This window comes from Caulobacter sp. DMC95, assembly GCF_056313785.1.
This window is the reverse complement of the sequence record NZ_JBQUZP010000003.1, coordinates 434,819-461,211: the sequence shown is the minus strand read 5'-3', so window position 1 is coordinate 461,211 and position 26,393 is coordinate 434,819. Positions and strand designations below refer to the sequence as shown.

Below are 26,393 nucleotides of genomic sequence, written 5' to 3'. Positions count from 1 at the left end.
GCTTGCGGCCAAGCTGCAGGTCTCGCAGCCGGAGCTTTTCATGTCGCTTGTTCTTGATCGCCGCCGCCTGATCGCCGGGCTGGCCGTCGCGCCGCTCGCCGCGCCCGCCGATCTTGCCGCGGACGCGGTGGCCGACGACGTGCGCCTGCTGCGCCAAGCCTATGAGGCGCTGCATCCAGGATTGCTGCGCTATAACACTGCGGACGAGATGGCGACGCGGTTCGACCGCCTGCATAACGCCGGGCGCGTGGGTCTTGAGCGGTTCTATCTGGATCTCTCGCGGCTGCTGACCACGATCCGTTGCGGCCATACCTACGCCAACTTCTACAATCAGGGCGCGCCGATCCGGGCCGCGCTGTTCGAGCGCGCCGATCGTGTGCCGTTGCAGTTCGTCTGGCTGGACCAGCGCATGGTGGTCACCGCCGATCCATGGGGGCTGGGCGTCAGGCCGGGCGATGAAATCGTCAGTCTTAACGGCGTCGCGACGGGGCGCATCCTGCAGAGCCTGTTGACGGTGGCGCGGGCGGACGGCGGCAATGACGGCAAGCGCCGCGCCTTGATGTCGGTTCAGGCGGTCGACGGCTATGAGAGCTTCGACATCTTCTATCCGCTGCTATTCGGCTCGCGGACCCGCCACACGGCGGTGGTCGAGGGGGCGGATGGTCGGCGTCGGACCCTGGTTGCGCCGGCGGTGACGCTGGAGCAGCGCCGCGCGCTGCGCCCGCCCAAGATCGATGAGCGGGGCGACACGCCGCTCTGGACGATCCGCCGGCGGGGCGAGGCGGCGATCCTGACCATGCCGGGCTGGGGGCTCTACAATTCCAAGTGGGACTGGCGCGGCTGGCTGGACCAGCAGATCGACGCCCTGATCGCAGACAACGTTCCGCGCCTGGTCATCGATATCCGCGACAACGAAGGCGGGTTGGACTGCGGCGACGCGGTCATCGCCCGGCTGATCGACGCGCCGGTGCGCAAGGACTTCCGGCGTCGCCTGACGCGGTATCGTCAGATCCCCGAGGCCTTGAGACCCCACCTCGATACCTGGGACCGGAGTTTCGACGACTGGGGTGAGGACGCCCAGCCCTTCGATCAGCGTTTCTTCACGTTGAAACAGGGCGATAACGAGGGCGCGGTGATCGCGCCCAAGGGACCGCGGTATCGCGGCCAGGTGCGGGTCCTGATCGGCCCGCAGAACAGCTCAGCGACCTTCCAGTTCGCGCAAATTATGCAGCGGGAGCGGCTGGGCGTGCTGGTCGGCGAGGCGACCGGAGGAAACCAGCGCGGCATCAATGGCGGCGCGTTCTACTTCCTCAGGCTGCCGCGCACTGGCGTCGAAGTGGACCTGCCGCTGATTGGGACCTTCCCGTTGACCCCTCAGCCCGACGCCGGGATGACGCCGGATATCGCAGCGCCGAGGACGCGCGAAACCCTGACCAAGGGCTTGGATCCCGCGATGGCCGCAGGCTTGGCGTGAGGTCTGCTGGTCAGCGCTTGGCGCGCTTGGCCTGGATCTCTTCGGGCGTCAGCTTGCGGACCTCGGTGACCGGATAGCGCTGGGGGGCGCCGAAATCGCTGGGCACGATGATCGTGGCGTCCATGCCGGCGCAGACCCAGGAGCCACCCCGCGCCTGGATGCCCAGGTTCATCGTCCAGTCGATGTCGGGCGAGGGCGCGAACAGGGTCAGGCGATAGACGTTGCGCGGGCTGATCGAGACGTCGACCGTGCGATCGTCGACGACGTTGAAGCCGTTCACGTCTGAGGCGCGGAAACAGGCGCGCTCGGCCTTGGGCTCCGCCGCCAGGCTCGACCCAGCGGCCAGAAGCGCGCAAAGCGCGGCGGATGCGGTCAGGATACGCATAGGGTTCACTCCAAAAGGGGCCCCGCCGAGCGCACTTTGACCGCGGAGTCGGTCAGGCTCAAGGCATGACCCCCGACGCCTTTTCCGCTACAGGCTCTTGAGTAGGCGGTTGGCGAAGAACAATCCGATCAGGCCAAGCCCGCAGGCCAGGTACGCGCCATTGGCCAGGAACGGCGCCCAGGCGATGTCGAGCTTGGCGAAGGACTTCACCAGCAGCAGCGAGATGCTGCCGATGTAGCCGAACGAGTCGGCCACATAGATCAGGAAGCCGGCGGTGCCGATCTTGCCCGTGGCGGCGATCATGCGGTCAAACAGCATGGCGTTGAACGGGGTATAGCCCATGTAGAGCCCCGCCCCGGCCAGCACCATCCACCAGACCGGACCCAGGAGCTGCATCTGGAAAGCCAGGGTCGAGCCGCCCAGCAGCGCAAAGCCCAAGGCCACGAAGCCAAGATTGAACGCCACCGCCCGACGGTTGTCCTTGACCCCCATCAGGGCGGCCAGGCCGATCAGCACAATCGCCGCGACGGGAAGCTCCGACAGGGTGAAGATCGCGGCGGCGTTCTTGAAGCCTAGCTCGGCCCAGATCTCGGCGGAGAAGTTGTCGCGGAAATCGCGCAGCGCCGTCAGGATCATATAGACCGCGATCAGCAGGATCAGGGCGGGAGCATGGGCGGCGAACAGGGCCGCGCGATCCTTGGCGTTCATCGGGGCGCGCTTGACCCGCTCGGCCTCGTCGGCCGGCGTGGGTGGCGGCAGCTGGGAAAGGGCCAGCACCGCCACCAGCATCAGGGGCGCGAAGATCAGGCCCGAGACGAACGGCATCCACTTTTCGTCGATATTCGACAATAGCAGCATCTTGCCGACCGACTTGGCGACGCCCGACGACAGGATGAAGCTGGCGCACAGCATCGCACCCAGCACCTCGGTCAGGCGGCGCCCCTCGAGGAAGCCGAACACCAGGCCCCAGATCATGCCCAGGCAAAGACCGTTCAGGTACATCGCCATCGGCCCGATCACGGTCGGCAGGGTTCCAAACAGCAGCAGCGCCATCTCGGCCCCGAAGATCAGGGTCAGGATCGTCGCGGCGCGCCGGCCGGCCTGCATTTCGGAGATCACCTTGACGCCGATGAACTTGGCCGTGGCGTAGCCGGCGACCTGGGCGATCACGAGCGCGATCTTGAAGTCGAACGCGAACGGCCAGCCTTCAGGCTGCGCGTAGGCTGCTGCGGTGAACGGCTTGCGATAGCCAAACATTGCGAAATAGACCGCGAACGACGCGAGCCCCCCGTACAGCGCGAACAGCCAGGGCGGCGCGGAGGCGAGAAAACGCGTCATGGCGCTGACGGTGTCGCGATCGCCCGGTTTGGTCGCTGTTTCCGTCATGCCTGCCCTTTGTCCCTGCGCGCTGTCGGTCAGCTAGCCTGCTTTCTTCTCGGGGGGCAATCGACCTTCTTGATCGTCGCGGAGACAGGTACAGGTTGAGTATCGCAAAGTGATCTGGCGCCCGAAGAAACGCCGGCGCGCGACGCATTGTCGCAGGCGCGAAGTATAGCGAGGATGTTGAGGATTGTTGGGCGATGACGGGGCGATGCCAACGCCGTTTGCTCAAGACATTGACGCCTTGAAGGCCAGTGAGGCGTTTTTCCGTCTCTTGACCGAGCACGCGGGCGACATGATCAGCCGCCACAGGTTGATCGGTCAGGACCATTACCTGTCGCCGGCCGTCGAGCGGGTGACGGGCTGGACCCCGGCGGAAGTGCTCGAGGCTGGCTTTGAGGCGTTCTACCATCCTGATGACGTCAAGTTGGTGCGCGCCGCCTACAAGCAGATGCTTGCCGGCGAACCCCATTGCAGCATGCAGTACCGAAGCCGCGCCAAGGATGGGCGCTACATCTGGCTTGAGAGCCACCTGCGTCTTGTTCGCGATGATGACGGCGGGCCTCTGGAGGTGGTGGCCGTCACCCGCGACATCGACCACCGCATCCGTCTGGAAGAAGAGGCCCGGCAGGCGCGTGATGCGGCGCGCGAGACCCAGCAACGCGCGATGCTCGCCGAGCAGGTGGCGCAGGTCGCCTTCTGGCGGGTGGATCTGGTCACCAATGACGTCTACCTGTCCCCGAGGTTTCGCGAGCTCTATGGCTGGAGCCAGGACGAACAGGTCTCTCTTGGCGAGGTTCTGAGCCGCTTCCATCCGGAAGATCGCCCCGCTGCGCGCGCCTGGGTCGCCGAGCATATCCGGACCGGTGAGCCGTCCCGAAATCGCATGGACCGCATCGTCCGGCTCGACGGCGAAGTCCGTCATATCGTTGGCAGTTTCGAGTTCGACTTCGGCGATCATGGGCGCCCGATCGCGATGTCAGGCACCACCGTCGACGTCACCGACCTGGTGGCCGCACAGCAGAGCTTGGCCAAGACCGAGTCGCGTTTTCAGGATCTCGCCAAGGCCACGCGCGACATCGTCATCGAGGTCGACCGGCGCGGCAATATTCTCTTCGTCAGCGCGGCGGTCGAAGCCGTGCTGGGCTACACCGAAGCCGAACTGCTCGGGCGCAAGGCCGCGAAGCTCACCCATCCTGACGATCTGCCTGGCCTCGTCAAAGGGTTCGGGACGGTGTTGGCGGACCCGAGCGCCATACCGCCCACGCTGGAAGCCCGCGCGCTGCACAAGGACGGTCACTGGGTCTGGCTGCAGGGCCGTCCAGTGTTCGACCGCAAGGCGGGGCGTATCGAAGGCGTTCTGCGTGACATCGACGCCTACAAGCACGCCCGCGACGAGCTTGTCGCCGAGCAGGCTCGGGCCGAACAGGCGCTGGAGGCCAGATCCGCCTTCCTGGCCAACATGAGCCACGAACTGCGGACGCCGCTGACGGCGGTGATCGGGTTCGCCGCCCTGGTCGAAGGGCTCGATGGTCTGCCGGAACAGGCGCGCGACTATGTCGGGCGGATCTCCACGGCGGGCAAGGCGCTGCTGTCGGTCATCAATGACGTTCTGGAGATGTCCAAGTTGGAGACGGGGCAGGTGCAGGCGCATCTAGCGCCCTGCGCCCTGGCGCCGCTTCTGGACGACACGGTCCGAATGTTCGCCCTGCACGCGGCCGAGAAAAACCTTCAGATCGGCGTACGCATGGTCGATCCGCCGCCGCGCGTCCTGATGATCGATCCTGACCGCGTGCGGCAGGTGCTGATCAACCTGATCGGCAACGCCATCCGCTACACCGACAGCGGATCCATCACGGTCGAGGTGATCTGGCGCGGCGAACTAGAAGAGCTGTTCGTGGCGGTCAAGGACACCGGCATCGGCATAGACCCGGCCGATCAGGCGCACCTCTTCAAGCGCTTCTCCCAGATTGAATCCTCGCGCGCCCGTTCGCGAGGGGGCTCGGGGTTGGGGCTGGTCATCAGCAAGGGTCTCGTCGAGGCCATGGGCGGGCGCATCGGCGCCAGCAGCAAGCTGGGCGAAGGCAGCACCTTCTGGTTCTCCATTCCGGCCTCGGCGCCGCTGCGGGATGAAGAGGCCGGCCCAGAGCCCGAGCCGATCTTCGAGCCGGTGCGTTCTGGCGGCCGTATCCTACTGGCCGACGACAATGCGCTCAATCGTGAGATGACCCGGGCGATCCTTGGCGTGTTCGACGCCGAGGTGGTCGAGGCGCGCGATGGTCGGCAGGCGGTCGAGGCTGCGCGCGAACAGGCTTTCGACCTGATCCTGATGGATATCCGCATGCCGGTGCTGGACGGGCTGGACGCCACCCGCGCGATCCGCGCCGAGCCGGGGCCCAATCAGAGCGCGCCGATCCTGGCGTTCTCGGCCGATATGGACTTCCAGCTGTCCGACATCTTCGACGGCCTCGTGCGCAAGCCGATCACCGCCGCCCAGCTGATCCAGGCCGTGGCCGGGGCGCAGCGCTCGGTGGCGAGCTAGAGGCTGGGGGCTCTGAGCCTGGGCGAGGACGGAACCCGCCGAAACCGATCAAACAAAAACGCCCCCCGCTGGGCGGAGGGCGTCTTTGATGTCGTTGGTGAAGTCTGGCCTTAAGCAGCCTTGACCAGCGACTTGGTCAGGATGCCGATGGCGGCTTCGCGGTCGATGCGCTCGATGGCGGCGACTTCGCGGGCCATGCGGTCGAGGGCCGACTCATACAGCTGGCGCTCCGAGTAGGACTGTTCCGGCTGGTTTTCGGCGCGGTGCAGGTCGCGGACCACCTCGGCGATCGAGATCAGATCGCCTGAGTTGATCTTGGCTTCGTACTCCTGGGCGCGGCGCGACCACATGGTGCGCTTCACGCGGGCGCGGCCCTTCAGGGTGGTCAGCGCCTGGCTGACCGTGCCGCCCTCTGCCAGCGGACGCAGGCCGGCCGTTTTGGCCTTCTTAGTCGGGACGCGCAGGGTCATTTTTTCGTGGTCAAAGGTGATGACGTAAACCTCGAGCGACATGCCGGCCACTTCCTGGGTCTCGATCGCCTGAATGCTGCCCACGCCGTGCGCGGGATAAACGACGTGATCGCCGACCGAGAATTCCAGACCAGTCTTGCTCATGTTCGTCCTCTTCAATACGGACCCGCGGGGTCCGAACGCCGTCATCATTCCCAAACCAAAAGCGACAGGTTCCCGCTCCGCGGAATACGGAACGCGGGGCTACGCCTGTCAGGATTTGGAATAGACCTCTAAGACACCCTTCGCCTTCGATCGGGCGGGCCGGTTCAAATGGGTTTTCTGAAACGGCTTCTTCGACAAGACGGACCGTCGCGAACGAGCGCGGCTGTCACGTCGTCGAAGACAATAGCATAAAATTAAGCCCTATGAAAGGGTTGCGTCCGGACGCGCCAAGAGACGCCGCCAAGCTTTCGCGAGGCGGTCAGGCTCCGGCCTTGAGAAATCGTGATGGTGATCAGGAGCCCTTGCCGGGCTTTTCGCTGAAGTACTTCTCGAACTTGCCGGTCTCGCGCTCGAAATCCTCGCGGTCGGCGGGGGGCTCGCCCTTGACCGTGATGTTCGGCCAGACCTTGGCGTAGTCGGCGTTGATCTTCAGCCACTTGCCGTCGGCCTCGTCCTCGGTGTCGGGCTTGATCGCGTCGACCGGGCACTCGGGTTCGCAGACGCCGCAGTCGATGCATTCGTCCGGATTGATGACGAGGAAGTTCTCGCCCTCGTAGAAGCAATCGACCGGACACACCTCCACACAGTCCATGAACTTGCAGCGGACGCAGGCGTCGGTGACGATGTAGGTCATCGAAAACTCGGTTGAGATCGGGCGGAGTTCGGCGGGCGCGTTTTCGAAGTCTGGCGGCCGCTTGTCAATGCGGCTTCCTCCCGTATTGGCTCAGGAATTCTGATCCTACCGTCAGAGTGCGCGCATTTCTGGGGCCAGGGCTGGCCTGCGTCACGCCGTCCCCGCGACATTCGGTTACCCCGGTGAAAACCATTTCTTATTGAACGAACGGAATTATGCCGCTCGGGAAACGCCCAATAAAAACAACGTCGGGAATCCGACTCTATGAAGATTGAAGCCTTGGCTGTCCGACGAGACGTGAAGGTCGAAGACGGTAACCGCGCCCTGGGTAGGGCGCGTGCGCGTGCGTTCGGCGAGTTTATCAGAGAGATTCCCTTCGCCGCAGCGTTGCTGGACCGTGACCTGTCGCTGATCGCGGTGAGCCGTGATTGGGCCGCGCAAGGGATCGCGCCGGGACTCGTGATCGGCGCCGACGCGGTCGCCGGCGGCCTGGTGACCTCCGAAGACGCCGCCGCCCTGCTGGCCTGCGCCGAGGAGGGACTGGCCTTCTCGCGCTATCTGCCGGTCACCGACGAGGCGGGCGTCGAGCGGGTCTGGCGCACCGAGTTCAGCGCGTGTCGCGACGGTGAGGAGACCTATGCGGTGATGGTCACCGCGCGCGACGTCACCGGCTACGCCGAAAGCGTGCTGCGCGCCGAGCGTGACCGCCAGCGCCTGACCATGGCCCTGGAGCTCGACGATCTGCTGGTGCGCGAATACGACCTGCGGACCCGACAAACCTACTTCTCCGGCCACGCTCCGGAACTGCAGAAGTACTGCACGTTCAAGGACGATCCGCTCGAGATCGTCCATCCTGAAGACCGCCAGCGCTGCGCCGACCTGGTGGCCAGCCGCAAGGTGGGCGAGGCGAAGGTCTTCGAGTTCAAGCTCAGGCGCGACGACGGTGTCGAGACCTGGGTCCGATCGGTCGGCAAGGTGTTCGTCGGACAGGACGGCCAGCCCGAGAAGCTGGTCAACCTGTTCAAGGATATCACCGATCGCCGGCGCCAGACCGAGGCGATCGAAACCCTGGCCTTCAAGGATCCGCTGACCGGCCTGCCGAACCGCACCCTGTTCCAGCACCGCTTCCAGGAGGCGGTGTCGGCGTCCGAGACGCTGGGCGAGATGTTCGGCCTGATCATGATCGACGTCGATCACTTCAAGGACATCAACGACACCCTGGGCCACGACGCCGGCGACGCCCTGCTCAAGCGCCTGGCGGGCATGCTGCAGCACGCGTTCCGGGCCGGCGACACGGTGGCGCGCCTCGGCGGCGACGAGTTCGCGGTGATCCTGCGGGGGCTGCACAGCGAGAGCGACATGATCCGGCCGATCGAGGCGCTGCAGGATCTGCTGCGGCGTCCGATCCAGCACGGCGGGCGCAGCTTCACCGCCAGCGCCAGCATCGGCGCGGCCCTGCACGGCGATCCGGACGCCGATCCGGCCCACATGATCAAGAACGCCGACATCGCCCTCTATCGGGCCAAGGAGGCCGGGCGGAACCGTAGCATCGTGTTCGAGCCGTCGATGCGGTCCGAGGTTGAGCAGCGCCTGGAGCTGTTGCGCGATGTCCGCGCCGCCCTGACCGAGAACGAGTTCACCCTCTACTACCAGCCCGTGGTCGACATTCGCGAAAACCGGGTCGCCGGCTTTGAAGCCCTGATGCGTTGGGCTCATCCCGAACAGGGGGTGCTGACGCCGGCCCGGTTCATGGCGGCGTTCGAGGACCAGGACCTGTCGCTGAAGCTGGGCGACGTCGCCTTCGAGGCGGCGTTGAAGCAGATGCGGGCCTGGCTGGACGAAGGGGTCGAGTTCGGGCGTGTCGCCGTCAACATCAGCTCGGCCCAGTTCCGCTCAGGACGTCTGGCCGAGGAGATCCAGGAGCGCCTCGCGCGCTGGAACGTGCCTTGCGAGCGGCTGACCATCGAGGTGACCGAGAACGTCTATATGGGCTGGGGTTCGGACCTGGTCAGCGACACTGTGCGCCGCCTGCATGAGGCCGGCGTGATGATCGCTCTCGATGACTTCGGCACCGGCTACGCCAGCCTAGCCAACCTCCGCCAGTTCCCGATCGATCGCCTGAAGATCGACAAGTCCTTCGTCCAGAACGGCGAGGACGCCGCCATCGTGAAGGCTGTGATCACGCTCGGTACGTCCATGGGCATGAAGGTCGTGGCCGAGGGCGTGGAGGACGCCGACCAACTGCAAGCCCTGGCCAGCTACGGCTGCGACCAGATCCAGGGCTACCACTTCGGCCGCCCGATGCCGGCCGGCGAGGTGGCGGGGTTCTTGAAGGGTTTTGGGGGGTAGGATGCTCCCCTGCGATGCGGGGGAGCTGTCGCGGAGCGACCGAGGGGGCGAACTGGGCGAAAGCCGCATTCGCCCCCTCCGGCCCTCTGGGTCACCTCTCCCGCATCGCGGGGGAGGAACTGGACTCTTACCCCTCCACCGCCTCGTACAGCCCCCGCGCTTCGGACGCCGGGCCCCGGCGTTCGCCGCAATCGAGCACGCGGACGGCGATCACCCGGCCGGCCAGGCCGAACACCAGCACGTCGCTGGGCTTGATCGTGCGGGAGGGTTTGTCGATCCGGCTTTCGGTCCCCGCGCGGGTCAGGCGAATGCGGCCTTCCTCGACGAACCGGGCCGCCAGGGAGCGGGTCTTGAAGAAGCGGGCGCGCCACAGCCAGACATCGGCGCGGACTGCGTCGTTGATCGCGTCGTCGTGGGCGGTCATGAGGCGGCCCGGCTCGGCGCCTTGGCTGCGGCCGGCTTACGGCGGCGTGGCTTCTTTCGGCGCGGCGGAGGCGGCGGCGGTTCCGTGAGCTTGGCGAGCGCCGCGAACGGCGAGTCCGGTCGCGCCTTGACCGGCTTTTGCTCCAGCTTGGCGGCGCCGCGACGCTTCCAGACGATCGGCTGGTCCGGCTTGGCGCGGATGGCGGGGGTGTAGTCTAGCGCGCGCAGGACGGCGGCGGCCTGCTTGTCGGTCCAGCCGAGGTCGGCCAGAGCCGCCTCAGTCAAGACGACGCCCCCGTGTTGCTGAGCGGCTCGGAGCAGGGCGTCCAGCTTTTCCAGTTGCTCCACCGGGATGCTGAAGCCCGCGACGGCGCGCAGGCCGCTGGCCGACAGCTCGCGCGCGCTGGGCTCGGGCGAGGGCAGCTTCTCCAGCGTCGTCAGCGCCCCGCGCCAGCCGGCCGGGTTCAGGGCCCGCGCGCAGGCGATCGCCTCGGCCTTCAGCACGCCCGGGCAGAACAGGCTGAACGCGCCGATCCGCACGCCCAGGCCCTTGAGCGTGCGACGCTCGCCTTGGCTCAGTGCTTTCAGCTCCGGATCAACCGGCCGCTTGTCCAGCACACCGCCGGCCTCCAGCAGGCGGTGGGCGATCCCACGCGGCAGGCCCTTCAGCTCGCCGCCGGCCAGCGCTCGTTCCAGCTTGCGCAGCGGGGCCAGATGCCGATCGACCTCGCCGGCCAGGAAGGCGTCCAGCCGCCGCTCGGCCCGCTCGCGCACCGCGGCGGGGCCAAGGTCGCCCAGCAGGCGGGCGCGGGGGGAGAGTAGGGTCTGGTCGCGACGCACCGCGCCCGCCACCTCGCCGCGCCACAGGATGGTGCCGTCGGGCGTCAGGGCGAAGGCGTCGTCGGCCTCGCTGGCCAGGAGGCCCAGGCGTCGGGCGATCTCGGGGCCCACCGCGCGCTGGGCGGCGTTGCGCAGCGCCTTCTCCTCCAGCGGCGAAGCGCCCTTGGCCGGGGTGAAGGCCACGCCTGACAGATGCCCGACCACATGGCCTTCGACCGTCACCTCGCCGTCCTGGCCGACGCCGGCATAGAGCGTCTCGCGCTCGCCCAGCTGCTTGAGGAGGACGCTGGTGCGCCGGTCGATGAACCGGGCCATCAGCTTTTCGTGCAGGGTGTCGCTGATCCGGTCTTCCAGCTGGCGGGTCAGGCCCTGCCAATGGGCGGGATTGGCCACCCAGTCGGGACGGTTGGCGATGTAGCTGAGCGTGCGCACGCCCGACAGGCGCGCAGCCAGGCTGTCGATCTCGCCGTCGGTGCGGTCCAGGGCCTTGAACTGGGCGCCCACCCAGTCCTCGGGCAGGCGCTTGCGGCCCGTCGTCAGGTCGTCGAACAGGGTGCGCGCCATCCGCTGGTGGTCGTCGTCCGTGGTCTTGCGGAAGTCCGGCGTCTGGCAGACCTCCCACAGGCGGATCAGGGCCGAGCGGTCGCTCTTGCAGCGCTTGATGACGTCCTCCTGCTGGGCCAGGGCCCGCAGGGTGCGCTCGTCCAGCGCCTCGTCCGACAGCTTGAGCGCGCCGCGCTGAGGCGTCTCGGACAGCGAACGCAGCAGGCCTGGCAGCGAGCCGAAGTCCAGGCGGGCGTTGCGCCACTCAGCCTGGGTGATTGGCTCGAAGGTGTGGCTCTCCACGGCCTCGACCAGATCCTCGTCGATCTCCTCGCAGTCGCCCGTGACGCCAAAGGTGCCGTCGCGGGTGTAGCGGCCCGCGCGCCCGGCGATCTGGCCGACCTCCTGCGGATAGAGCCAGCGGGTGCGCTTGCCGTCGAACTTGCGAAGCCCTGCGAAGGCCACATGGTCGACGTCCATGTTCAGGCCCATGCCGATGGCGTCGGTGGCCACCAGGAAGTCGACCTCGCCGGACTGATAGAGGGCCACCTGGGCGTTGCGGGTGCGGGGCGAAAGGCTTCCCATGACCACGGCCGCGCCGCCTCTTTGCCGGCGGATCAACTCGGCGATGGCGTAGACCGCGTCAGTGGAGAAGGCGACGATCGCCGTGCGCCGGGGCAGGCGGGTCAGCTTCTTGGAGCCTGCGTAAGACAGGTTGGAGAACCGCTCGCGCGACACGATCTCGGCGTCGGGCAGCAGGCGGCGGACCAGCGGCGCCATGGTGCCCGCGCCGAGGAACATGGTCTCGAACTTGCCGCGCGCATGCAGCAGGCGGTGGGTGAAGATGTGGCCGCGCTCGGGATCGGCGCAGAGCTGGATCTCGTCGACGGCCAGGAACTCGACCTCGCGGCCCAGCGGCATGGCCTCGACCGTGCAGACGAAATAGGCCGCGCGGGCCGGGACGATCTTCTCCTCGCCGGTGATCAGGGCCACGGCCGCCTTGCCGCGCAGCTTGACGATGCGGTCGTAGATCTCGCGCGCCAACAGGCGCAGCGGCAGACCGATCATGCCTGAGGCGTGGCCCAACATCCGCTCGACGGCCAGGTGCGTCTTGCCGGTGTTGGTGGGTCCCAGCACCGCGGTCAGCTTCGAGGGGGCCAGGCCGGTCGAACGGTCGCTCATGGCCGGAAAGTGGGGCGGGAATCGACCTGGAGCAAGCTTAGCGGCGGCGAGGCGCCGCAGGTGAATCATCCGCGACCTGTCGTCGCACCTGCTCCAAGTTCACCTTTTCGTTCGGCCCTATCGCCAACACAGTTCAGCTTGGTCCTCAACACGGGATGCCAATGAATGACCAAGGGCGCTGACGCCGACCCTCCGCCGCGCGGCGGACGCCGACTGGAAACGCAGATCGTCGGCGTGGCGTTGCTGTCGACCATCGTGGCTCTGTTGGCGGCCTTCTCGGTCTATCAGTGGCGGAACTGGCGAGTCGACCGCGAGGCCCTGGCGCAGGAAACCCTCGTCCTGGCCGAGGCCCTAGCGCGCACCGCCCACGCCCATGTCACGCGCAAGGATGTCGCCGCGGTCGACACCATCCGGGAGCTGATCGCCTCCAGCGATCGTAAGGTCGCGGTGGCCTACGCCCCAGCCCAGGGGCGCGAGATCCGTTTCGCCAGCCAAGGCGCGACGTTCGGCCCGCCGGCGGTCAAGCCGGTGACGGCGCCGGAGTTCCGCTATCGCGGCGTTCAGCTTGAGGCCTTCGCCCCCATCCGGGTCGACGGCGAACAGGTCGGGGCCATCGCGGTGCTGGTTGACGGCCAGGACCTGCTGGTTTCGCGCTTCGTCAATATCGCCATCGCGCTCCTGCTCTCCGCTGCGGCCCTGGCGGGCGCTGGCCTGATGGCCCGTCGCCTGACGCGCCAGGCCTTGGCGCCGCTAAGCGTGCTGGCCGAGTCGGTCGACCAAGCCGCTACCTCGAAGGATTTCAGCGCCAGGGTTCCCGTGGCGCGCGATGACGAGCTTGGCCTGCTGACCCAGCGTTTCAACCACCTGCTGGCGACGCTGGAGGCCTACGACGCTGATCGCCAGGCCGCATTGCGCGAGGCGACGCTAGCGCGCGAGGCGGCGGAGAACGCCAATCGCCTGAAGGAACGGTTCCTGGCCAATATGAGCCATGAGCTGCGCACGCCGCTCAATGGCGTCCTGGGGATGAGCCAGTCGCTGCTCCGCGAGCCGATGGTGCCCTCCCAGCGCGAACGGGTCGAGCTGATCATGAGCTCGGGCTCGGTGCTGCTGATGCTGCTCAACGAGATCCTCGACCTCTCGGACCTTGAGCGCGGCGCCATCCGGCTGGAGAGCAAGCCTTTCGACCTCGCTGCGACCATCGGCGAGGCATGCGATGCGGCCGTCCTGATGGCCGAGGACAAGGGCGTGGCCCTCCAGATCGAGGTCGACGCCGAGGCCGCCGGCCGCTGGCTGGGCGACGCGCGTCGGCTGCACCAGATCCTCTATCATCTGGTCGCCAACGCCCTGAAGTTCACGGCCGCCGGGCAGGTGCGGGTCACGGCGTTGGCGAGGGCGGGCGAGCTCGTCCTGTCGGTCGCCGATACGGGCATGGGGATCGACGCCGAAGCGCTGCCGCGTCTGTTCGAGGCCTTCACCCAGGTTGACGACGCCTCGACCCGGGCGTTCGGCGGCGCCGGGATCGGGCTGAGCGTCTGCCACCGGCTGGCGGGCCTGATGGGCGGTCGGCTGGAGGTCGAGAGCCAGGTGGGCCAGGGCAGCCTGTTCACCGTCGTCCTGCCGATGAACCGCGATCGGGCCAGCGAGCGCGCGACCGGCCAGGACCAGATGCTGCGGGTGCTGGTGGCCGAGGACAACGAGGCCAACCAACGGGTCGTTCGGACGGTCCTCAACGCGCTTGGCATCGACCCGGTGATCGTGGCCGATGGCGAGGCGGTGGTGCGGGCCTGGCGCACCGGCGCGTGGGATCTGGTGCTGATGGATATCCAGATGCCGCTGAAGAACGGCGTCGACGCCACGCTGGAAATCCGCCGGCTGGAAGCCGAGCGCGGCCTTCCCGCCACGCGGATCGTCGCCCTGACCGCCAACGCCATGCCCCACCAGATCGAGACCTATAACGCCGCCGGCATGGACGGCGTGGTGCAGAAGCCGATCATGATGGCCGATCTGCAGGCCGCGCTGCTGGGTGACCGCGCCGCTTGAGCTGGCGCGCGTGGTGGGACGGCGTCGCCCATGGTAGGCCCGCGACAGGTCCCTTGGAGACCCGAGCGCCATGACGGTTGTCGATGAGAGCGTTTTTGCACCGCTGACGGGCGGCTGTCATTGCGGCGGTGTGCGATACCGGATCAGCGCCCGACCTCGCCGCTGTTCGCTCTGTTGCTGCGTCGATTGCCGGCGAAGCGCGGGCGCGCCGACGGTGGCCTGGGCGGTGGTCGCCGAGACGGCTCTTGAGGTCACCGGCGTCACGGCGGCCTACAACTCTTCGGGCGACGTACGGCGGCTGTTCTGCCCGACCTGCGGGACCGGCCTGTTCTATCGCAGCGATAGCCAGTTTCCGGGCGAGGTCGACGTGCGCGCCGCTACGCTCGACAACCCGAACGCACTACGTCCGGAAGCCCTGATCCAGCTCGACGACGCGCCCGAATGGCTGGCCGACCTTGCCGATCTGCCGCGGCATGGCCGATTTCCCGAAGGGACCTGACGCAGGGGCGCCGACCTCTACTTCTCGAACACCACCTTGCCGTTCACGACCGTCAGCACCGGCTGAGCGGTGAGGATCGCCTTGGGCTCGACGGTCATCAGGTCGCGGTCAAAGACGGTGACGTCGGCCTTCTTGCCGGCCTCCAGCGTGCCCAGCTCCTTTTCGCGGAACACGGCGTAGGCCGGCGCCAGGGTCAGCATTTTCAGCGCTTCCGCCCGGCTGACAGCCTGATCGAGATGCCAGTCCTCGTTGGCGAAACCGTCCAGGCTGTGGCGATAGATGGCGGCGTAGAACTCGATGCGCGGATCACCGACCTCGACGGGCGCGTCCGAGCCCGCCGCCACCACGACCCCGGCCTTCAGGAAGTCGCTCCAGCGATAGCCCTCGTGTAGCCGCGCCTTGCCCAGGCGCGCGGGGGCGAAGAAGAGGTCGCCGATCGCGTGGCTCGGCTGCATCGAGGCGATGACCCCGAGCTTGGCGAAGCGCGGCACGTCGGTGTCGGCCACGATCTGCGAATGCTCGTTGCGCCAGCGCGCGGCCTTGGCGTCGGGGCCCAGGCTCTGCTCGAACCAGTCCAGCACCAGGCGGTTGCCGCGGTCGCCGATGGCGTGCATGGCGACCTGGGCCCCGGCGGCCTTGGCCCGCTTCATCAGCGCCAGGCCCTGCTCGGGCTGGGTCAGTTGTAGGCCGAGCGTGTCGGCGTCGCTGTAGGGCTCCAGCAGAGCCGCGCCGCGCGAGCCCAGGGCGCCGTCCATATAGAGCTTGATGCCGCGCACGCGGATCAGGCCGGTGGCGTCGGTCTGTGGCCCCTTGGTCAGCACCTCCTCGGCGCCGCTGGGGTCCATGTAGTTGTCGATGCGGATGTGGAACGCGCCCTTGGCGGCCTCGTCGCGTAGCAGGGCCAGGTCGTCGGCCATGACGCTCATGTTGGCCATGCCGGTCCAGCCGCGCGCGGCGTAGATCTGGCTGGCCTTGCGCAGGGCCTCGCGCTTGAGGGCCTCGTTCGGCGGCGGGATGACGTTCCGCACCAGGGACTGGGCGTGGTCGATCAGCATGCCGTCGGGCTGGCCGTCGGGACCTTTGAGGATATCGCCGCCGGGCGGGGCGACGGTGGCGGCGGTGACGCCCGCCTTGGCCAGGGCGGCGCTGGAGGCGACGCTGGCGTGGCCGTCCGAGCGGCCCAGCACGATGATCCGCCCCGGCGCGGCGGCGTCGAGATCCGCCTTGGTCGGGAAGCGCTTCTCGGGCCAGTGGGTCTCGATCCAGCCCCGGCCATAGATCGCGCCCTCGGGATGGGCGGCGGCGTAGGCCTTCACCGTGGCGACGAAGTCAGCCAGGGACTTGGTCTGGTCGAGATTCAAGGTCAGCTCGCGCAGGCCGATCCCGGTCAGGTGGGCGTGGGCGTCGACGAAGCCCGGATAGGCGGCCGCCCCTTTCAGGTCGATGGCGCGGACGTCCTTGGCGGCCTTGGCCTTGGCGGCGGCCAGAGGGCCGACGAACAGGATCCTGTCGTCGCGGATCAGCACCGCCTCGGCCTTGGGCGCGGTCTCGACGCCCGTATGGATCGGGCCGCCGTGGATCAGGAGATCGCCGGCCTTGGCCGTGGTCAGAGAGGTCGCGGCCAGCAGGGCGGCGAGAACAAGGCGGCGCACGGGCGGTCTCCAAACAGCAAGTTCCGGAAAACGTACGGCGGCCGCCTGCCAAGTCGCAACAGGCCTGCTAACTTTTGGCGATGACCAAGCAGGGTTTCGCCCTTTTCGACACCGTGATCGGCCGCTGCGGCCTCGCCTGGGGCGCGGGCGGCCTGATCGGCGTGCAGTTGCCCGAGGCGACGCCCGGCGCGGCCTGGGCGCGGCTGCGCAAGCGTTTCCCCGACGCTGTCGAGACCGAGCCGCCGCCCGAGATCGAGGCCGTCATCGATCGTATCCGCGACCTGCTGGCAGGCGGGCGCGATGACCTCGCCGACATCGTCCTCGACGTCGACGGCCAGAGCGCCTTCAACCTGCGGGTCTACGCCATCGCCCGGGCCATTCCGCCGGGCGAGACCTCGACCTATGGCGAGGTGGCCCGCGCCATGGGCGAACCTGGCGCGGCGCGCGCCGTGGGTAAGGCCCTGGGCGAGAACCCCTGGCCGATCGTGGTGCCCTGTCACCGGGTGCTGGGCTCGTCAGGCGGCATGGGCGGCTTTTCCGCGCCGGGCGGCTCGACGACCAAGGCCCGACTGCTGACGATCGAGAAGGCGCGCACAAGCGCCGCGCCGACCTTGTTTGATCTGGAGTTTTCGGTGGCCCCGCCGCGGGGCGGGTAGGGGGGGGCGGGAGCGCCCCCTCCGTCACGTCGCCTGTCGGCCCCGCGACACCTCCCCCGCTTTGCGGGTGGGGAGGAAGCCGCCGCCCTCCTGCCCCGCTTGCGGGGGAGGTGGATCGCTGCGGTTACGCAGCGAGACGGAGGGGGCGTTCCTGCGCCGGCGACCCGCCTTACAGGTCACGGCGTCCCAGCGATCCAAGGCTGCAAGTATCAAGGGCTGGGAAACACCGCTTAACGCGCGCTAACGTTTCGCCGAACAGGGGCGAAACGAATCAGGACCGAATCAGCGACGTTCGCCAATTCAGTGTTTGTTCCCTACTAGCTATTGTAGCTTAAACTGCATTAACCACAAATCGCTTTCAATCTCCGGGGCTATTTGGCCGCAGTCTGATCGGGCGGGCACTCAGCCGACAGGCGCTTGGCGGTCATGGTTCCAGCGAGCGGCAGGCCGTTTATGGTCTTGATGTTGATGTTCAGCTTGAAGCGCTCGGGCGTGTAGCTGCCCTCGGCGGTCACCGGCGCGACGCGGTCCTTCTTGTCGGTCCACGAGCCCTTGAGTCGGATCTTGCCGTTCTGGACCACATTGGTCGTGTAGTCGCAGCGATACTTGCGGGTGCAGATGCCGCGCGAGAACTGTTCCACATCGGCCGGTTTCAGACAGCGTGTCTCGCTGCCGGCGGGGATCGGGCCGATCTTGTAGTCGTACTCCCAGTGACCGGGGAGAATCGTCGTCTTCGTCGCTGGGGCGGCGACGCGACTCGCTGCGGCGACCAGCGGCTGGGCCAGGCTGTATCCGGCCGTGGCGACGCCGACGGCGAGGGCCAGGGCGGAGGCGGCGAGGGTGGTCGAACGCATGGGGCGGGTCTCCTTCAGGCGACTTCTATATAAGGCGCCAGATGAACCGTGCTTGAAGGCGGCGCGGGAGGGCCTGGTTCCTTCGCAGCCGCGAAAGCCGGGAGGCCCGGCAAACCCAGACCAGCCTTGACTCAGGGGCGGGCCTTCGCCTATATCGCCCGCTCTCGCGCGGCCGGCTCGTTCGGTTCGCGTGTCCGAATTCATATCTTAGCGGGCCAGGCTCTTCTCAAGAGGGCGGGGCTTCGCCCAAGCCAAGGTAACCACCATGTCGCGCCGTTGCGAACTTACCGGTATCGGTCCGATGGTCGGCCACAATGTGAGCCACTCGAACATCAAGACCAAGCGCCGCTTCCTGCCGGCCCTGTCGCCCGCCACGCTCCAGTCGGAGTCGCTGGGCCAGAGCTTCAAGCTGCGCATCAGCAACGCGGCCCTGCGCACTCTCGACTTCAAGGGCGGCCTGGACACTTTCCTGCTGGGCGCCAAGGACGAGCAGCTGTCGCCGCGCGCCCTGAAGATCAAGGCCCAGGTGAAGGCCAAGGCCAAGGCCGCCGCTCAGGCCGCCTAAGGCTTCTAGCCTTTCAAGGCTGACGAATTCAAAAGCCCGCCAGGAGCAATCCTGGCGGGCTTTTCGTCGTTGTCGCCGGGCGCGACAGCATGGCAGGTTGCGTAGGCAGAGCCGGGGGGGCGCAAATGTCTGACATCGCCAGTGCGCCGAAACGGCGTTTCTTCTTCGCGACGGCCGTCATCATGGCGGCGATTGTCGTTCTAAGTTTCCCGCTGACCTACTATGCGCCGCTGGTCACCGGCTCAAAGCGGTTCGATCTGCTGCACCACGTGCACGGCTTGGCGTTCTTCGCCTGGATGGGCCTGTATGTCTGGCAGACGTGGCTGGCCTCGCGGGGACGCATCGCGTTCCATCGTGAAATCGGCTTGACGGGATTGGCCTTGACCGGCGCGATGATCCCGCTGGGCTATTGGATGGCGCAGCGCGCCGCCGAGCTCCGGCTGGCCGCCCGGACCGCTGATCCCTACTACGGTACCTGGTTCAACCTGACTGATCTGACGCTGTTCGCGGGGCTGATGCTGGCGTCCATACTGCTCGTGACCCGGCATCGCGAGTGGCATCGCCGTCTGACCTATGTCGCAGCCCTGTGCCTGGTTGCGCCGGCGGCCACGCGCTGGACCTTGAAGCTGCCGCTGTTGGATCCGGTGGCGTTGGACCTCTTCAGCTATCTAGTGATGGACCTCTTCCTCGTGGCGTTAGCGCTCCATGATCGCAAAACGACCGGTCGGGTCCACCCCGCCACCGTTCTCTGCGTCGCGGTGCTGCTGCCTCTCCAGATCAGCGCGGCGTGGATCGCGCGCAGCGACTGGTGGAGCGCGCTGGCGCCGACGCTGATCGGCCCGCGCTAGCCCCTTCACGCAGACGACGCCCTCAGAAATCCATCGTCAGGAACAGCGCCGCCGCGCGGGGGGCGTTGATGTCGTAGGTCGCGCTGCTGATCACCCGCCAGTCGAAGGCATTGGTCAGGTTGGTGACCTGCAGGCGCAGCAGGGCTGGGGTCTTGCCCATGTCGAAGCGGTAGCGGAAGCCCGCGTCCCAGATCGTGGCGGCCGGGGTCGAGACGCGGTTCAGCTGGTCGGCGGTGCGGCGGCCGTGATGGTTGGCGGCGAAGGTCAGGGCCAGGCCCTCGACGGGCAGGGCCCATGTGCCACTGAGCGTCAGGGTTCGCGCCGTCTGGCCCACCGGCTTGGGGCCAAGACGGCCCTGCTCGACCGGCGCGCCGGTGACCCGGGGACGCATCAGCACCGCCCCGGCGACGAGGTTCAGGCCCTCGACCGGCGCGCCGGTCATGCTGACCTCCAGACCCCGATGGCGGACCATGCCCATCTCGCGGAACACATTGGCCTCGTCGGGCGCGAAATAGGGTTTGCGCACGTCGAACACGCCCGCGACCAGCCGCAGATCGCCGGGCAGAACCCAACGCACGCCCGCGTCCCACTGGTCGGTCATGATGGCCGGCAGGGCCTGGGTGCGGTTGGCGGCGCTGTCGGGAGCGACGCCGCTTTCCTCCAGGCCGCGCGTCACGCTGCCATAGAGGGCCAACTGGCGGGTCAGGGTCCAGGAGGCCGCGGCGTTGTAGAGCCAGGCGTTGTCATGGGTGAGGGCGGGCGCGACGCCGGGCCGACGGACGGTCTTGCGATAGTCGGTGCGCTGCAGGCCCAGCATCAATGAGCCACGCCCGCGCCAGCGCAGGTCATAGGCCCCGCCGCCGGTCCATTGCTTGACCTCTTCGGCCGTTTGCGCGCCCAGCGTGAAGGCCGGCGGCGCCGTGTCGATGCGATCTTCCAGCCGCACGAGACCGTAGGTATAGGCCCCGCCGCCGCCGTAGCGGCTGTCGCGCACCCGGCCGCGCACCGAGGCGTGCAGGCCATGCGAAAAGTCGCCGCGAACGACGGTTCGGCTGAGCCGCGCCTCGCCGCTGGTGGCGTTGCTGGTCTGGCGGGGATCGCGACTGATCCGTCGCGTCGCTAAGCCGTCGGCGGTGATTCCGCTGAGGACATGGGCGTAGTTGTCGCGCGTGTCGTTCTCCGAGCGGAACAGGCCCAGCGACAGGCCGAGGTCGGCGGGCAGGGGCGCCTGGACCACGATCCCGCTGTTGGTGGCGAGGCTGCGGACATCGGCCCAGCCGGGTCCGACATAGCGCCGGCGCGCCACCTCGGGCGGCAGTACGCCCGGGCTGGCCACATAGATCGGCGCGGACTCGCGGTTCCAGGTGTCGACGCGGCTCCAGAACGGCAGGATCTGGACGCCTGGCGCTGGACGCCAGCGCGCGCCCAGGGCGTAGGAGGCGTAGATCGCATCCGCGCCGCTGCCGTACTCGTCATCAAAGCTGGCGACGCCGCCAAACAGGCTGAGCGTGTCGGACACCGGCAACTGTCCGTCCAGCTCCAGGCGTCCGCCACCCAGGGGGCCATAGCCCGCCAGCACGCTGAGCACCGGCTCGTCGCCCGACGGGCGAATGCGGAAGTCGACCACGCCGGTGGGGGCGGGGAACAGGTAGTTCTGCGCCGCTAGGCCGACGCGCACGACATTGCTGGCCACCAGGCGGTCGGTGAAGCCGGCGGGGCGGTCGACATACAGTCCTTCCAGCCGGATGTTGCCGGCCGCGATCGGCGAGAAACCCCGCACCTCGCTGGCGCTGTAGAGGCCCACGCGCTCATTGCCGATGCTGGCGCCGAAGGCGTCCTCGGCTCCGGCGACGGCGTTGTCGCCGACCCGTTGGGCCAGAGCGACGCCGGGCGCGGCGACGGCGGTGGCCAGCAGGAGCGCCGTCAGGCGGGGGGAGGGGCTGCACATGTCGAACGCACTCGCAGGGACGAGGGCGATCGGCGCCCGCTCGCGGGTCCTGGCGGCCTCCCTCGTCTGTTATTCTATAACGGGGCAATGCGGCATGCGGCGGCGTTTGGCAAGGCGCGGCGTCGCCCTTTTCCACGCGCGGAGGGGGTGTCCGGTAGTCTCGCCCAGACAAAGCAAAACCCGCCGCGACCTATGCCGCGGCGGGTTTTGAAAGCTTGGTACTAAGGGTTTCGCTTAGCGCGAAACGACAGCCGGGTTGGCCATGTTGTAGGCCGTCAGAGCCGGGCTGTTGAGCTTGGCGACAGCGTCGTTGACCGAGGCGCGGATGCAGGCCGGATACAGGTAGCCGGCGAGGGCTTCACCACGGACGTCCTTCCAGCAGACGTTCGAAGCCGCCTTGACGATGTCGGCGCGGACTTCGGCGGCCGGGCGACCGGCGACCTTGATGCGAACTTCTTGGGCCGAAGCAGGAACGGCGACCAGGGTGGCGATGGCCGAGGCGGCCAGAACGAGCGAGCGGATCATGTCGAAGTGTCCAAAAAGGAGGTTGTGATCAACCCCCTCCAGACGCGTTCCTCTGACGGCCGTTCCCCGGTCTGTCGCCTGTTGGGCCGTCACTGAGCGTATAGCCGCGCTTCATTGAGTGATCAATGATTATGTTGCGGCGCACGCGTTGAAATTTTGCGGCGCCGTCATCAGCGCAACTGGCGCCCCGACGCAGGCAGGCGAACGGAAAGGCCCGCAAGACGGAGTCTCGCGGGCCAATTTTCGGCAGGTTGTTTCGACGTTGCGTGTCGCCGCTGGCGTTGGAGCCGTCCTCGCTCTTCGACAAGCTAAGGGTGAGGACGACTGCAGGCGGCTCGTGCAAAATCCTCATCCTGGCTTGTCCCCCGGGACCGACCGACGGTCGGCCCGAGGATAAACTGCGGACGAGGATTTCCTTCCGCGCCTGCGCCGACGCGTAACGCGAGCTCGGCGCTCCTGAAACGATCAGCGCGACGCCAGCCGCAGATAGGCCGTGCGGCCCTGCGTCTTGTTGTAGGCGCGCAGTTCGGCGTTGTTGGCGCGGACCACGGCGTCGCGGGTGACTTCGCGGATGCAGAAGGGAGTCAGGTCCGAGGCCTGGGGATTGCCGGCAAGGTCTTCCTTGCAGAGCTGCCGGGCGGCGTCGACGATCTCGGCGTGAACGACCGGCGTGGCGCGGCCGCGAACCTTGACGGTGATTTCGCCGGCGTTGGCGGCGGAGGTGGCCATCAGGGCGGTGATGGCGATGACAAGCAGTCGGATCATTTGGGTAGTCCCGGAAAGGAGGTTGAGTGCAACCGCCTCCCGACGCGTTCCTCTGACGGCCCCCAGGATCTCGCCTCGTCGTCCGTCGCTGTCTTTTGTTTATGACAACGTTGTCTCCCGCAAGTGCGAAGGCCGCGCCCTCACGAAAATGTTAGCGGTACCATATCGTTGCCAACGAAACCATCTCGCCGCGCTGACGGCGGTTCAGCGCCTGCGGACGGGCTTCTTGGCGGGCTTGGGCGGCAGGGCCGGCGGAGGCGGCGGCGCGACCCAGTCGAAGGCCAGCAGCAGGGTGCGCTGGCTTTCGGCGGCGTTGTCGTCGGAGATCAGGTAGAGCCGCGTGCCGCCCGAGGGCGAGCGGGTCAGGGCCACGCCTTCGAAGTTGTCGCGCGTGGTCGAGCCTTCCAGCCGCAGCGTGGCCGAGATCCGCTGGCGAGCGACAGGCACGGTCGGGTCGGCCACGAAGCGGACCATGGCGCGCCAGCCGCGCACTGGGTCAAAGCCCCGATGCAGGGTGGCGACGGCGGGACCCGCGAACGGCGCAAAGCCCGACAGGCCCCAGGTGAAGTCCGGTCCCGGCTGCGGCGGAAGCGCCTTGCAGTCCGCCGCCAGGCGGCAGAGCCAGACCTCGCCCTCCTCGCCGCCGACGATGTAGGCGTCAGGACCGGCGGAGGGATAGGCGGCGATGGCCTCCAGCCCCTCGTTGTCGGGCAGGACGGTTGCGGGCTTGGGGGCGGGGCGGGGCGTTCCCCAGCCGCCGTCCGGCAGGACGGGATAGAGCCAGATGCGGTGATCGCGCTCGAAGCTGACCAGCCGGTCGCCATTGGGCAGCACCGCCAGGCCCTCGGCGTCGGCCTGCTCCTTGCCCTGGAGCGGCTGGCCGTCCAGGCCGCGCAGCGGGCGCAGCTTGCCGTCGGTGAGGCCCGATAGATAGCCGTTGGCGTCCAGCTGAATCTTGGCCTCGAACAGGTCGCCGTCGTCGGTCAGGGCCATAAGCTGGCCCTCGGCGCCGACCGCCAGGTCCGACAGGCCGTGCAGCCGCGTGGTCGTCGCGCTGGTCAGCACCAGGCCGCCGGCATAGGTGAAGCCGCCGTCCAGGGTGGTCTTGGCCGGGTTGGCGCTGTCCAGTGAGACGGGCGTGGCCGTCAGGGCGATCTCGGGTCCGACCTTTACCGGGGCGGGCGCGGCCACGACCGGCGGACGACGCGGCGCGCACTGGGTGGCCATGCCGCCCAGGCCGGCGATCACCCCCAGCACAAGCGCCGTGCGCAGATCGATCACGCGGGAACCTTGCCCGCTGTCTTCGCCGTTTGCGGCATGACGACCGGCGGCGGGGCAAGGAGGCCGCGCGCCCGGGCGATCTGGCGAGGCTCTTCCTCGAACAGGGCCGCCAGTTGCTCGACCAGCACGCCGCCCAGTTGCTCGACATCGACGATGGTGACGGCGCGGCGGTAGTAGCGGGTGACGTCGTGGCCGATGCCGATGGCGAGCAGCTCCACCGGGCTCTTGCCCTCAATCTCGGCGATGACCTGGCGCAAGTGACGCTCCAGATAGTGGCCCGAATTAACGCTCAGGGTGGAGTCGTCCACCGGCGCGCCGTCGGAGATCACCATCAGAATGCGGCGCTGTTCGGGCCGGGCGATGATCCGCTGGTGGGCCCACATCAGGGCCTCGCCGTCGATGTTCTCCTTCAGGAGACCCTCGCGCATCATCAGGCCAAGGTTCTTGCGGGCCCGGCGCCAAGGCGCGTCGGCGGCCTTGTAGATGATGTGGCGCAGATCGTTCAGGCGGCCCGGCGCGGCGGGCTTGCCGGCCTTGATCCACTCGTCGCGGCCCGTGCCGCCCTTCCAGGCGCGGGTGGTGAAGCCCAGGACCTCGGTCTTGACGCCGCAGCGTTCCAGGGTGCGGGCCAGGATGTCGGCGCAGATCGCCGCCACCATGATCGGGCGCCCGCGCATCGAGCCGGAGTTGTCGATCAAGAGCGTGACGACGGTGTCGCGGAACTCCTGGTCTTCCTCCTGCTTGAACGACAGCGGCGCGGTGGGGTCGATGATCACCCGCGTCAGGCGGGCGACGTCCAGCATCCCTTCCTCGAGGTCGAAGGTCCACGAGCGGTTCTGCTGGGCCAGCAGGCGGCGCTGCAGCTTGTTGGCCAGCCGCGAGACCACGCTGGACAGCGCCGAAAGCTGCTGGTCGAGATAGGCGCGAAGGCGCGTCAGCTCCTCGGCGTCGCACAGGTCCTCGGCGCTAACGATCTCGTCGTGAGCCGTGGTGAAGATCTTGTACTGCGGTTCGCCGCCCTGGCTGGCGCTGGTGTCGGGACGCGCCGGCTTGGCGCCGTCGCCCATTTCGGGGCTCTCGTCGGACTCCTCGGGCTCGCCCTCCTGGTCCGACTGGACCATTTCCTCGTCGCCGGCCTCGCTCTCGCGATCGGTCGCTTCGCTCTCCTGGGGCGCGGAGCCTTCCTGCTGCTCGCCTTCGCCCTCGCCTTGGTCCTCGTCGGAGTTTTCGGTGGGGGCGTCGTCCTCGCCGTCTTCCTCGTCGGCGCTTTCGGTGGCGTCGGCCATGTCTTCGGAGAGATCAAGGTCGCGGAGGATCTCGCGGGTGACCTTGGCGAAGGCGGCCTGGTCGTCGATGGCGGCGGCGAGGCGATCCAGGTCCTTGCCGGCCCGGGCCTCGATATCGTTGCGCAGAATGTCGACCAGCGCCCTGGCGCCGTCGGGCGGCGCATCGCCGGTTAGGCGCTCGCGCACCATCAGACCCAGGATCTCGGCCATCGGCGCGGACTGGCGGTCGGTGGCGACGGCGCGAGTCAGACCCTGTTTCTCCAGCCGGGCCTCCAGCGCGGCGGTCAGGTTGGCGCGCACGCCGCCCAGGGCGTTGGCGCCGATCGCCTCCAGCCGCGCCTGCTCGATCGACTCGAAGGCCGCTTGGCCGTCGGGCGAGCTGGGCCGCGCACGGGCGTGGGCGACGGGGTCATGGTGGGCCAGGCGCAGGGCCATCTGGTCGGCAAGGCCCCGGATGCGGGCGGCCTCGCGGCTGTTCAGGTCGCGAGGCGGATGCGGCAGTACCGCCCGGTTGCCCAGAAGCTGGGGACCATCGCCGGAGAACACGACCTCCAGATCCGGCGTCTCGGCGAGCGAGCGCGCAGCGTGCGCCAGGGCGCGCTTGAAGGGTTCGGTCGGGCTTTCGGGCTTGGAGGCCATGGCGTTCGAGTTAAAGGCGCCGGGCGGGGAAAACAAGGAACGCCGCGCACGGCAGCGACGTTGATTTTCCAACCGCGCCCCGGGCGCGCTCCTGGAGGGAAACCAATATGCTCAAATGGGCCATCATCCTCGCTATCGTCGCCCTGATCGCCGGGGGCCTGGGCTTCACCGGCGTGGCCGGCGCGGCGGCCGGCGTCGCCAAGATCCTGTTCTTCCTGTTCCTGGTCGGCTTCGTGCTGGTGCTGCTCTTGGGCGGCACGCTGTTCAAGGCCGCGACGGGGCCGAAGTGAAATCCTCCCCCAGAAGGGGGAGGCGGCCGAATGGCCGGAGGGGGAAGAGGCCCGCACAGCAGAACTTCCCCCTCCGTCCGCTGCGCGGACACCTCCCCCGCGAGGGGGAGGATTTTCAT

At 68.0% G+C, this 26,393-nt stretch carries 22 protein-coding genes and 1 pseudogene; 9 read left to right on the top strand and 14 right to left on the bottom strand.

Features of this window, described 5'->3' with window-relative positions; translation table 11 throughout:
* The first annotated feature begins 40 nt into the window (after positions 1–40).
* Positions 41–1,474 carry a S41 family peptidase gene (locus tag ACT53N_RS10250; protein WP_476063788.1) on the top strand — a complete coding sequence of 478 codons (1,434 nt, stop codon included), beginning with the start codon at positions 41–43 and terminating at the stop codon, positions 1,472–1,474.
* Positions 1,475–1,484: 10 nt separating this feature from the next.
* Here ACT53N_RS10250 and ACT53N_RS10245 read toward each other — a convergent pair whose 3' ends face one another.
* On the bottom strand, positions 1,485–1,859 hold the full coding sequence (locus tag ACT53N_RS10245; protein ID WP_476063787.1) for a DUF6491 family protein: 375 nt from the start codon (positions 1,857–1,859) through the stop codon (positions 1,485–1,487).
* An 87-nt stretch (positions 1,860–1,946) separates the two neighbouring features.
* Positions 1,947–3,245 carry a DUF5690 family protein gene (locus tag ACT53N_RS10240; protein WP_476063786.1) on the bottom strand — a complete coding sequence of 433 codons (1,299 nt, stop codon included), beginning with the start codon at positions 3,243–3,245 and terminating at the stop codon, positions 1,947–1,949.
* Between the two features lie 205 nt (positions 3,246–3,450).
* Between ACT53N_RS10240 and ACT53N_RS10235 the strand changes: the two genes are divergently transcribed.
* The gene (locus tag ACT53N_RS10235; protein WP_476063785.1) at positions 3,451–5,781 is read left to right on the top strand and encodes a PAS domain-containing hybrid sensor histidine kinase/response regulator; all 2,331 of its coding nucleotides are present in this window, start codon (positions 3,451–3,453) and stop codon (positions 5,779–5,781) included.
* A 110-nt stretch (positions 5,782–5,891) separates the two neighbouring features.
* Here the strand turns inward: ACT53N_RS10235 and ACT53N_RS10230 are convergent, their stop codons facing one another.
* Complete coding sequence (locus ACT53N_RS10230) at positions 5,892–6,395, bottom strand: CarD family transcriptional regulator (RefSeq protein WP_024265581.1); 504 nt, start codon at positions 6,393–6,395, stop codon at positions 5,892–5,894.
* 352 nt (positions 6,396–6,747) lie between these two features.
* Positions 6,748–7,089: a ferredoxin FdxA gene (gene fdxA, locus ACT53N_RS10225; RefSeq protein ID WP_010918540.1), complete on the bottom strand. Its 342-nt coding sequence runs from the start codon at positions 7,087–7,089 to the stop codon at positions 6,748–6,750.
* A gap of 264 nt (positions 7,090–7,353) precedes the next feature.
* Here fdxA and ACT53N_RS10220 point away from each other — a divergent pair, with 264 nt between their 5' ends.
* Complete coding sequence (locus ACT53N_RS10220; protein WP_476063784.1) at positions 7,354–9,438, top strand: putative bifunctional diguanylate cyclase/phosphodiesterase; 2,085 nt, start codon at positions 7,354–7,356, stop codon at positions 9,436–9,438.
* Between the two features lie 127 nt (positions 9,439–9,565).
* Here the strand turns inward: ACT53N_RS10220 and ACT53N_RS10215 are convergent, their stop codons facing one another.
* On the bottom strand, positions 9,566–9,862 hold the full coding sequence (locus ACT53N_RS10215) for an RNA-binding S4 domain-containing protein (protein ID WP_476063783.1): 297 nt from the start codon (positions 9,860–9,862) through the stop codon (positions 9,566–9,568).
* Positions 9,859–12,426: a helicase-related protein gene (locus ACT53N_RS10210; RefSeq protein WP_476063782.1), complete on the bottom strand. Its 2,568-nt coding sequence runs from the start codon at positions 12,424–12,426 to the stop codon at positions 9,859–9,861. Before ACT53N_RS10210 ends, ACT53N_RS10215 begins: the two co-directional genes overlap by 4 nt.
* Positions 12,427–12,591: 165 nt before the next feature.
* Between ACT53N_RS10210 and ACT53N_RS10205 the strand changes: the two genes are divergently transcribed.
* Both ACT53N_RS10205 and ACT53N_RS10200 read left to right on the top strand, forming a co-directional pair.
* On the top strand, positions 12,592–14,466 hold the full coding sequence (locus ACT53N_RS10205; RefSeq protein WP_476063781.1) for a hybrid sensor histidine kinase/response regulator: 1,875 nt from the start codon (positions 12,592–12,594) through the stop codon (positions 14,464–14,466).
* 70 nt (positions 14,467–14,536) lie between these two features.
* Entirely contained in the window at positions 14,537–14,965 is a 429-nt protein-coding gene (locus tag ACT53N_RS10200) for a GFA family protein (RefSeq protein WP_476063780.1), read from the top strand.
* 17 nt (positions 14,966–14,982) lie between these two features.
* On the opposite strand, the gene ACT53N_RS10195 is transcribed toward ACT53N_RS10200, so the two are convergent.
* On the bottom strand, positions 14,983–16,617 hold the full coding sequence (locus ACT53N_RS10195) for an amidohydrolase (protein WP_476063779.1): 1,635 nt from the start codon (positions 16,615–16,617) through the stop codon (positions 14,983–14,985).
* An 80-nt stretch (positions 16,618–16,697) separates the two neighbouring features.
* Here ACT53N_RS10195 and ACT53N_RS10190 point away from each other — a divergent pair, with 80 nt between their 5' ends.
* Complete coding sequence (locus tag ACT53N_RS10190) at positions 16,698–17,273, top strand: methylated-DNA--[protein]-cysteine S-methyltransferase (RefSeq protein ID WP_476063778.1); 576 nt, start codon at positions 16,698–16,700, stop codon at positions 17,271–17,273.
* A gap of 24 nt (positions 17,274–17,297) precedes the next feature.
* Here ACT53N_RS10190 and ACT53N_RS10185 read toward each other — a convergent pair.
* Both ACT53N_RS10185 and ACT53N_RS10180 read right to left on the bottom strand, forming a co-directional pair.
* Positions 17,298–17,429: pseudogene (locus ACT53N_RS10185) on the bottom strand (hypothetical protein); the annotation flags it as partial.
* Between the two features lie 215 nt (positions 17,430–17,644).
* On the bottom strand, positions 17,645–18,127 hold the full coding sequence (locus ACT53N_RS10180) for a DUF3617 domain-containing protein (RefSeq protein ID WP_476063777.1): 483 nt from the start codon (positions 18,125–18,127) through the stop codon (positions 17,645–17,647).
* Between the two features lie 265 nt (positions 18,128–18,392).
* Between ACT53N_RS10180 and rpmB the strand changes: the two genes are divergently transcribed.
* Both rpmB and ACT53N_RS10170 read left to right on the top strand, forming a co-directional pair.
* Complete coding sequence (gene rpmB / locus ACT53N_RS10175) at positions 18,393–18,692, top strand: 50S ribosomal protein L28 (RefSeq protein WP_010918547.1); 300 nt, start codon at positions 18,393–18,395, stop codon at positions 18,690–18,692.
* A 125-nt stretch (positions 18,693–18,817) separates the two neighbouring features.
* Positions 18,818–19,540 carry a hypothetical protein gene (locus ACT53N_RS10170; protein ID WP_476063776.1) on the top strand — a complete coding sequence of 241 codons (723 nt, stop codon included), beginning with the start codon at positions 18,818–18,820 and terminating at the stop codon, positions 19,538–19,540.
* A gap of 22 nt (positions 19,541–19,562) precedes the next feature.
* Here ACT53N_RS10170 and ACT53N_RS10165 read toward each other — a convergent pair whose 3' ends face one another.
* The 5 genes from ACT53N_RS10165 to cobT all read right to left on the bottom strand — a co-directional run bounded on the left by ACT53N_RS10165 (position 19,563) and on the right by cobT (position 25,984).
* Positions 19,563–21,488: a TonB-dependent receptor domain-containing protein gene (locus ACT53N_RS10165; RefSeq protein ID WP_476063775.1), complete on the bottom strand. Its 1,926-nt coding sequence runs from the start codon at positions 21,486–21,488 to the stop codon at positions 19,563–19,565.
* 234 nt (positions 21,489–21,722) lie between these two features.
* Positions 21,723–22,013 carry a hypothetical protein gene (locus tag ACT53N_RS10160; RefSeq protein ID WP_476063774.1) on the bottom strand — a complete coding sequence of 97 codons (291 nt, stop codon included), beginning with the start codon at positions 22,011–22,013 and terminating at the stop codon, positions 21,723–21,725.
* A 465-nt stretch (positions 22,014–22,478) separates the two neighbouring features.
* Positions 22,479–22,778, bottom strand: a complete 300-nt coding sequence (locus tag ACT53N_RS10155) for a hypothetical protein (protein WP_476063773.1) — start codon at positions 22,776–22,778, stop codon at positions 22,479–22,481.
* Positions 22,779–22,982: 204 nt separating this feature from the next.
* Complete coding sequence (locus ACT53N_RS10150; protein ID WP_476063772.1) at positions 22,983–24,059, bottom strand: esterase-like activity of phytase family protein; 1,077 nt, start codon at positions 24,057–24,059, stop codon at positions 22,983–22,985.
* Positions 24,056–25,984 carry a cobaltochelatase subunit CobT gene (gene cobT / locus ACT53N_RS10145; RefSeq protein WP_476063771.1) on the bottom strand — a complete coding sequence of 643 codons (1,929 nt, stop codon included), beginning with the start codon at positions 25,982–25,984 and terminating at the stop codon, positions 24,056–24,058. The genes ACT53N_RS10150 and cobT overlap by 4 nt, the downstream gene beginning before the upstream one ends.
* Positions 25,985–26,091: 107 nt before the next feature.
* On the opposite strand from cobT, the gene ACT53N_RS10140 reads away from it, so the two are divergent.
* On the top strand, positions 26,092–26,274 hold the full coding sequence (locus ACT53N_RS10140) for a DUF1328 family protein (protein ID WP_476063770.1): 183 nt from the start codon (positions 26,092–26,094) through the stop codon (positions 26,272–26,274).
* Positions 26,275–26,393: the final 119 nt, after the last annotated feature.

What these genes read in the sequence shown, in the direction of transcription:
- ACT53N_RS10155 (WP_476063773.1), bottom strand. Translation starts at nt 22,778, where the DNA reads ATGATCCGACTGCTTGTCATCGCCATCACCGCCCTGATGGCCACCTCC.
- ACT53N_RS10160 (WP_476063774.1), bottom strand. Translation starts at nt 22,013, where the DNA reads ATGATCCGCTCGCTCGTTCTGGCCGCCTCGGCCATCGCCACCCTGGTC.
- cobT (WP_476063771.1), bottom strand. Translation starts at nt 25,984, where the DNA reads ATGGCCTCCAAGCCCGAAAGCCCGACCGAACCCTTCAAGCGCGCCCTG.
- ACT53N_RS10230 (WP_024265581.1), bottom strand. Translation starts at nt 6,395, where the DNA reads ATGAGCAAGACTGGTCTGGAATTCTCGGTCGGCGATCACGTCGTTTAT.
- ACT53N_RS10235 (WP_476063785.1), top strand. Translation starts at nt 3,451, where the DNA reads ATGCCAACGCCGTTTGCTCAAGACATTGACGCCTTGAAGGCCAGTGAG.
- fdxA (WP_010918540.1), bottom strand. Translation starts at nt 7,089, where the DNA reads ATGACCTACATCGTCACCGACGCCTGCGTCCGCTGCAAGTTCATGGAC.
- ACT53N_RS10180 (WP_476063777.1), bottom strand. Translation starts at nt 18,127, where the DNA reads ATGCGTTCGACCACCCTCGCCGCCTCCGCCCTGGCCCTCGCCGTCGGC.
- ACT53N_RS10240 (WP_476063786.1), bottom strand. Translation starts at nt 3,245, where the DNA reads ATGACGGAAACAGCGACCAAACCGGGCGATCGCGACACCGTCAGCGCC.
- ACT53N_RS10215 (WP_476063783.1), bottom strand. Translation starts at nt 9,862, where the DNA reads ATGACCGCCCACGACGACGCGATCAACGACGCAGTCCGCGCCGATGTC.
- ACT53N_RS10245 (WP_476063787.1), bottom strand. Translation starts at nt 1,859, where the DNA reads ATGCGTATCCTGACCGCATCCGCCGCGCTTTGCGCGCTTCTGGCCGCT.
- ACT53N_RS10200 (WP_476063780.1), top strand. Translation starts at nt 14,537, where the DNA reads ATGACGGTTGTCGATGAGAGCGTTTTTGCACCGCTGACGGGCGGCTGT.
- ACT53N_RS10165 (WP_476063775.1), bottom strand. Translation starts at nt 21,488, where the DNA reads ATGTGCAGCCCCTCCCCCCGCCTGACGGCGCTCCTGCTGGCCACCGCC.
- ACT53N_RS10205 (WP_476063781.1), top strand. Translation starts at nt 12,592, where the DNA reads ATGACCAAGGGCGCTGACGCCGACCCTCCGCCGCGCGGCGGACGCCGA.
- ACT53N_RS10250 (WP_476063788.1), top strand. Translation starts at nt 41, where the DNA reads ATGTCGCTTGTTCTTGATCGCCGCCGCCTGATCGCCGGGCTGGCCGTC.
- rpmB (WP_010918547.1), top strand. Translation starts at nt 18,393, where the DNA reads ATGTCGCGCCGTTGCGAACTTACCGGTATCGGTCCGATGGTCGGCCAC.
- ACT53N_RS10140 (WP_476063770.1), top strand. Translation starts at nt 26,092, where the DNA reads ATGCTCAAATGGGCCATCATCCTCGCTATCGTCGCCCTGATCGCCGGG.
- ACT53N_RS10170 (WP_476063776.1), top strand. Translation starts at nt 18,818, where the DNA reads ATGTCTGACATCGCCAGTGCGCCGAAACGGCGTTTCTTCTTCGCGACG.
- ACT53N_RS10220 (WP_476063784.1), top strand. Translation starts at nt 7,354, where the DNA reads ATGAAGATTGAAGCCTTGGCTGTCCGACGAGACGTGAAGGTCGAAGAC.
- ACT53N_RS10210 (WP_476063782.1), bottom strand. Translation starts at nt 12,426, where the DNA reads ATGAGCGACCGTTCGACCGGCCTGGCCCCCTCGAAGCTGACCGCGGTG.
- ACT53N_RS10190 (WP_476063778.1), top strand. Translation starts at nt 16,698, where the DNA reads ATGACCAAGCAGGGTTTCGCCCTTTTCGACACCGTGATCGGCCGCTGC.